The following is a 6,471-nucleotide window of genomic DNA, read 5'->3' as shown; positions in this document are numbered from 1 at the left end:
CTCCCCCAGGTGTGGCCGCAAATGTCCCCACTCCCGGCATATCCATGATGGCGGAAATCCTCGAAGTAAATCGGTAATTCCCAAGACAGATCCATTCCATATCCCAGGAGGAGGAGGAGAAGATCCCGTAAGAAGTCCCTGCCAGCAATTCACCATTCTGTCTTTCGATGAGGCAGGACGAGAAGAGAAGCTCTTTCTTGTCACTGAAACACTCCCATGAGATATCCGACGCATCGGTCCTGAAAATACCACTGGTCGGCATGCTCACATATATGCGCCCATCGCTGCCCCAGTGAATCTCTCGTGGTTCCCCCTCGGCCAGCCCCAGGTACTCCCAGGTCGTCCCCCCATCGAGCGAGCGGCAGAAGCCTGACCCATCGCGTCCTGTGCTGACAAATATCTCGCCCGATGGTCCCGAGCCCACCCGACACCAACCAGGGTATCCGATCGCTTCCATCTGATACACCCAGCTTTGCCCCAGATCGACCGACATCATCAATATACGATCATCAAGATAGTACAGCCTGCCCATAGTATCCTTCCAGACCCAGTCGACATGATTTGAATCATCTGTGATCGGCTCCCAGGTCTCCCCGTTATCACGCGAAAGATAGATCCGACCGATCTGAACTATAAGGGTGCCATCGCTCATTACGAGGATCTGTTGGGGAGTGTACGACCATGGGCCTTCCATCGGTCCTTCCCAGCTCGCACAGGTGTCATCGCTGAAAAAGAGCCCATTCCCGGTTATCGCGAAAAACCGATAGTCATCTGTCATAGAGATGTCCCTCGAATAACCCCACGTAAAAGTATCGACAAGTGATTCCCAGTTATCACCGGCATCTGTCGACATGAAGACACCTTCTCGCTCTCCCCAAATCACAATCTCATCATTCGGGCCGATGAATGAATATACATCTGTATTTCTTTCGAAAGTCCCCAGATCTGAAGAATCCCAGGTCTCGCCTCCGTCCTTCGATCGCCATACTTTCCATCCATAACCGGTGGCAAACAGATATCCTCTACTGTCGATTGTGATGCATTCTATCCAGAACATGTCTATATGGTTCTCTCTCCAGGTCTCCCCACCATCGTTTGAGATCAATATGACAGAAGGATCGATTCCCGGCTGTCGGATATAGGCCCCCAAATAGACAGTACCATCATCGCCGATGGCCATTGAGGTGACAGTACCTTCATAATGCGGGCTCTCTATCTCGACCCAGGGGATCTCCAGTTCAGCAGGAAGCGTCGGAACATCCTTCGCGCAACCGCATAGCACAGCGAGCGCCATTATCGACAGAACCGTGATCATTATTCTCTTTGTATTTACTTTCAATCCTGTTTTCCCGGGTTCTGGATGATTACAACGCCGTACAGCCTGCTGATTATATCTTTTATCCTGACAAGATTCAAGAGGCTGCTCTGTTATCACCAGTTCAACTCGATTAATATCCTGACTCTCACCGCCGGCTTCTCACTGACATCTTGTAATCTTCCCCCTGTTTGCAATAGTATTATTCTCAGGCTGAAATACCGGGAGCAGGATTATGACAGACCACATGATCGACGTAGAATGGGACGGCGCGAGGCTCGACAGGTTCGTACGTTCCATATTTCCCGGAATGCCGTTCCATGCGGCCCAGGCACTCATCAGAAAACGGAAGATCCTCCTGAACGGGAAAAAGGCAACTGGCACGGACAAACTGAAAACGGGCGATATCGTCAAGGTGGACGAGTCAGTAAAAAGCATAAAACCACATAAAGATGGCGGGATGCATAATTCCACGGACATCCGAAAAAGATTCGGCTCTATAGGAAAGGAGATCCCGGTACTGTATGAGGACGATTCTATCCTGGTAATCGACAAGCCTTCCGGCCTTGTAGTCCAGCCAGGGAACGAAAGTCAGCTGGGCTCGCTCCTTGATCTTCTCGAATACTATCGACTTGAGCATTCGGCAGAGAATCGAACGACCTTCCGGCACACTCCGGTACACAGACTGGACAGGGGAACGAGCGGTGTGCTTATTGTAGCGAAAACGAGACAGGAGGCAAGGATCCTGAGCCGGGAGTTCGCGGCAGGATCGATCGAGAAAATCTACCTGGCCATCGTCGAAGGAAGGCCCGAAAAAAAATCGGGCAGGATAGAAAATCCGTTGAAAACCTCAAAAGATAAAATATCTGATACCGCGTTATCGAAATCGGGGAAAAGAGCCGTCACCGATTTCAGGATTCTCAGAGAGATGCCGAAGGACCGTTCCCTTCTTGAGATAAGGATCGGAACCGGCCGCACCCACCAGATAAGGGCACACATGGCCTCTATCGGGCATCCCGTGGCCGGCGACAGGCAGTACGGCAGCACAAAAGGCCAGGGCAGTTCCAGATTGTTGCTTCACTCCTGGAAGACCATCTTCGATCATCCTGAAAAAGGCCGGATCGAACTTACCGCTCCCGAACCAACCGATTTCAGGCAATAATCCTTTACTCTTGAAAGAATCCAACGGATTTATGCACAAAGACCTCCTTATTAACCTGTACCGACATGTTTCTCTCTGATAAGATTCAGCGGCCCGGGGCAGCATCGCTGCCATAAATAAAAATTGAAAGGAAGGTCGAATAATGGACAAGGCATTGATGGAGTCGGCTGTAATAGCTGTCAGGGACTGTTTGAAGGTGACCGAGGGTGAACAGTTTCTCGTCGTAACGGATACAAAGCTCACTGAGATCGGCAGGGCGCTCGTCGAGGCGGGACGTTCACTCGGTGCGATATCGACTTTCCTGGAGATGATGCCGCTGAGTCGCAATGGAGAGGAACCGCCCGAGCTGGTCTCCCGGGCGATGCTTTACGCCGATGCGGTACTGGCGCCCGCATCCACATCGCTGACCCATACCGACGCAAGGAGAAATGCCTGCGCGAACGGGGCCCGCGTGGCTACCATGCCCGGCATAACTGTCGATACCATGGTCAGGGGATTGAACGCCGACTACTACGCTATAGCTGACAGGACCAGGAGGCTGACCGACCTTCTCACCGCAACTGATGTAGCACGCGTTACCACCGCCGCGGGAACGGACATCACGATCCCGATCAATGGAATTAAAGCTATCGCTTCTACAGGCCTCATTCACGAACCCGGCTCATTCGGCAACCTGCCATCAGGTGAGGCCTATCTGATGCCGGTAGAAGGCGCGACAGAAGGGACCTTCGTAGTCGACGGGTCGATGGCGGGGATCGGCGACCTGGCCGGCAAGATCCCCATCACTATCAAGGTCGAGAAGGGTCATGCCACGGAGATCACCGGCGGCCCGGAGGCGGACCTGCTGAGATCCAAACTGGAGCCGCTTGGGAAGCAGGCATTCAATGCCGCCGAACTCGGAATAGGCACAAATGACGCAGCCAGGATCATCGGTAACATCCTTGAGGACGAAAAAGTGATGGGAACGATCCATATCGCCCTCGGAAACAACGTCTCTATGGGTGGGACTGTCAATGTGGGCATCCATCTGGACGGGATAGTCAAAGATCCCACCGTCACTTTCGACGGAAAGACGATAATGGAGAACGGAAAACTTCTGGTAGATTGAAAACTATATCGAATCTTCTGGTTGGGCGAAGTTACATATCCATCAGTCTCGATATTCTCTCCTCGATGGGAGGATGAGTGCTGAACAGCGATTTCGCCCTTTTTTCAAAAGGCTTGATGGGGTTGACGATATAAAGATGTTGTGTCGCTCTGTTGGCCACTTCAAGTACTTCCGGGTCTTCCGCGATCTTCTTCAGGGCAGAAGCAAGCCCGTTTGGATAACGGGTCATCTGCGCCGCTGAAGCATCGGCCAGATACTCTCTCTGCCTCGACACGGCCATCTGCATGATCCTGGCGAAGATCGGCGCAAGTATAGCCAGAATCAGGGCGATGATCATTATCGGAACGCTGCCCCCCTTGTTCTTGCTTCTCTTCCTTCCTCCACCCCAGAATACACTCCTCAGGAAAAAATCGCTTAACAGGGCTATGGAACCGACCATTACACCGACCATCATCGAAAAGAGTATATCCCTGTTCTGCACATGCGACAGTTCATGAGCCATCACTCCCTGCAACTCGTCCCGGTCCAGTTTTTCGAGAAGTCCTGTAGTGATCGCCACCGCCGCATGCCCGGGATCCCTGCCCGTGGCGAAAGCGTTCGGAGCGCTGTCCTGGATGACATATATATCGGGCATAGGCAGTCCGGAAGCGATGGCCAGTTCATCTACAACGTTGAAAAGCTGTGGATGATCTTTTTTCTCGATCTTCCCCGCCCTGCTGATCCTCAGGATCACTCCTCTTCCACCAAAGTAGCTGACAAGCGCGCTCACAGATCCCACCACGACAGCCAGGCCGATCCCGAAATACCCGCTGCCATAGTATTCACCCAGAAAATAGCCGAGGGTAATAAGGAATGTCATCACACCGAACACGAGTATTATCGAATTCCTCCTGTTCGCCGCTATCCTGTCGTACATCATAATAAGATCCCTGAGATATCCACTTCAGAAAACAGGCCCTCTACTCGAAACTCACCTTCGGGACTTCCTTTTCCATTTCATTATCGAGTTCAAAGAAATCACGTTCAGCGAAATTGAACATCCCCGCAATTATGTTCGAAGGGAACAACTCTATCCTCGTATTATAAGCCATCACGGTATCGTTGAAATGCTGCCTCGCGAAGGAGATCTTGTTCTCAGTGGAGACAAGCTCCTCCTGTACAGCAAGCATGTTTGTGTTGGCCTTCAGATCGGGATAGCTCTCGGCGACAGCGAACAGAGACTTCAATGTGCTGGTAAGCATATTCTCGGCAGCCGCCTGATCCTTTATGTTCGTAGCGTCAATCGCCTGCTGCCTTGCTTTCGTGACATTTTCAAGCACTTCTCTCTCATGCTTCATATATCCCTTGGCCGTCTCCACGAGATTCGGGATCAGGTCATAACGCCTCTTGAGCTGAACATCGATCTGGGCCCAGCCGTTTTCACATCTCTTTTTCAACTTTACAAGGGTGTTGTACAACCCTGTCACCATCACTACTACAATAATCACTACTATCAGGAAAATCATCATTATCGACCTCCACTATTTCAGGCATCCATGTCGCCGCCATGGACCAGATGAAAGGCCCAGCGGGACTTTTCGAACGGCACGGCCGGCGGCCGGACCGATTCAATGTGGACATTATACGTTTCTATACCGGCACCGGCAACGAACAAATGACTTGTCACCCGGCCATTCTGCCTCACCAGATGATGAACTGTCCAGCATTCCTACACGACCACACCTGGATTTATTCATCCCCAGATGCCTTTTGGACAGAATCTGAAGCGTTGGCCTTGCATGTTGCAAGGTAAGGTGCAAACTCACAGTAAACACATCAGAAGCAAGAATACTCCCTTCGGGGGAGGCAACCCGGACTACGAGACGCGATATGGCATAATGAGAATGGTAAACACCCAACTCCACGACACTCCGGAATAATATTGCACGCCCATCTTATTACATGCCACCATGTTACGGCAACGAAACCTTGTCTCGGACCAATTGGCACACGGGTTGCTGTCTGTCCAACCGAGGGAGCAACAGGACTCACTTAGAAAGAGGAGGTCTCATTATGAGAAAGGTCTTCGTAGTCCTATTAGCCTTATCGCTGAGCAGCTTCGTAGTTTCCTGTTCAGACGATGAAACAACCGTAACGCCGACACCTGATTTCAGCGTGTCGACAGCCACTCTCGACCAGGGTTATACTTGTACTCCGTACAACATCAACCTTGCTGCCGAGGGCGGCACCGAGCCGTACACCTGGTCCCTGGCCATCGGATCGACTCTGCCCAGCGGAGTAAGCATGTCTGCTGATGGAAAGATCATGGGAATGCTGGAAGCTGCCGGTGAGCACACTTTCAGTATCGTCTGTTCAGACGCGGCATCAACACCGAACACCGAGACTGTAGAGTACACACTTTCAGTCGACATCCCCGCCAATCCTTCGCTCGCTATCTTCTATGATGAAGACGCGACGATGTGTGGCGGCGAGACCATGGCCTTCATGGCTCTCGATTGTCACGTGTTCATCATGCTCGATGACAGCCAGGTCGAGTGTGCGTCCGGAGCCGAGTTCATGATCGCCCTCGAAGACGAGGACGGGAATCCCATTGGTCTCGGTACCCAGTACACGCATTCATACCTCTCGTTCCCCGACTACGTTTCCGTCACGATGGGTGATCCCTTCAACGGTCTCGCTGTCGCTTTCACGAGAGATATCATGTACATGGCGTCAGAGGGTCCGATCCATGTAGCAAGCTTCGGCCTGCTTCTTCTCGAGAACCTTGATAACCTCGGTTTCAAAGTTATCGCGGATCCTGATACCGATCGGACGCGCCCGATCATCTCCAGCTGTGATGATGCCAAAACGATTATTGAGGTCGATGGCCGCAGCTCTGCTCTCAAC

The 6,471-nt window shown here is 51.9% G+C and carries 6 protein-coding genes; 3 read left to right on the top strand and 3 right to left on the bottom strand.

Annotation, left to right across the window (positions count from 1 at the left end; genetic code table 11):
• Nucleotides 1–1,339: hypothetical protein (locus KOO63_15385; GenBank protein ID MBU8923201.1), on the bottom strand; the 1,339-nt coding region annotated here is incomplete at its 3' end.
• Between the two features lie 211 nt (nucleotides 1,340–1,550).
• On the opposite strand from KOO63_15385, the gene KOO63_15380 reads away from it, so the two are divergent.
• Both KOO63_15380 and KOO63_15375 read left to right on the top strand, forming a co-directional pair.
• Nucleotides 1,551–2,477, top strand: a complete 927-nt coding sequence (locus KOO63_15380) for an RluA family pseudouridine synthase (GenBank protein ID MBU8923200.1) — start codon at nucleotides 1,551–1,553, stop codon at nucleotides 2,475–2,477.
• A 142-nt stretch (nucleotides 2,478–2,619) separates the two neighbouring features.
• Nucleotides 2,620–3,585 carry an aminopeptidase gene (locus tag KOO63_15375; protein ID MBU8923199.1) on the top strand — a complete coding sequence of 322 codons (966 nt, stop codon included), beginning with the start codon at nucleotides 2,620–2,622 and terminating at the stop codon, nucleotides 3,583–3,585.
• A gap of 31 nt (nucleotides 3,586–3,616) precedes the next feature.
• Here the strand turns inward: KOO63_15375 and KOO63_15370 are convergent, their stop codons facing one another.
• Complete coding sequence (locus KOO63_15370) at nucleotides 3,617–4,504, bottom strand: M48 family metallopeptidase (GenBank protein MBU8923198.1); 888 nt, start codon at nucleotides 4,502–4,504, stop codon at nucleotides 3,617–3,619.
• 40 nt (nucleotides 4,505–4,544) lie between these two features.
• Nucleotides 4,545–5,093, bottom strand: a complete 549-nt coding sequence (locus tag KOO63_15365; GenBank protein MBU8923197.1) for a LemA family protein — start codon at nucleotides 5,091–5,093, stop codon at nucleotides 4,545–4,547.
• Between the two features lie 544 nt (nucleotides 5,094–5,637).
• Between KOO63_15365 and KOO63_15360 the strand changes: the two genes are divergently transcribed.
• Nucleotides 5,638–6,471, top strand: an 834-nt coding sequence (locus tag KOO63_15360; GenBank protein ID MBU8923196.1) for a hypothetical protein, incomplete at its 3' end; no start/stop codon positions are given.

The sequence above is a fragment of the Candidatus Latescibacterota bacterium genome (assembly GCA_019038625.1).
Classification (GTDB): domain Bacteria; phylum Krumholzibacteriota; class Krumholzibacteriia; order Krumholzibacteriales; family Krumholzibacteriaceae; genus JAGLYV01.
The sequence above is the reverse complement of the archived record's forward strand: the minus strand, read 5'-3'. Positions and strand labels throughout refer to the sequence as shown.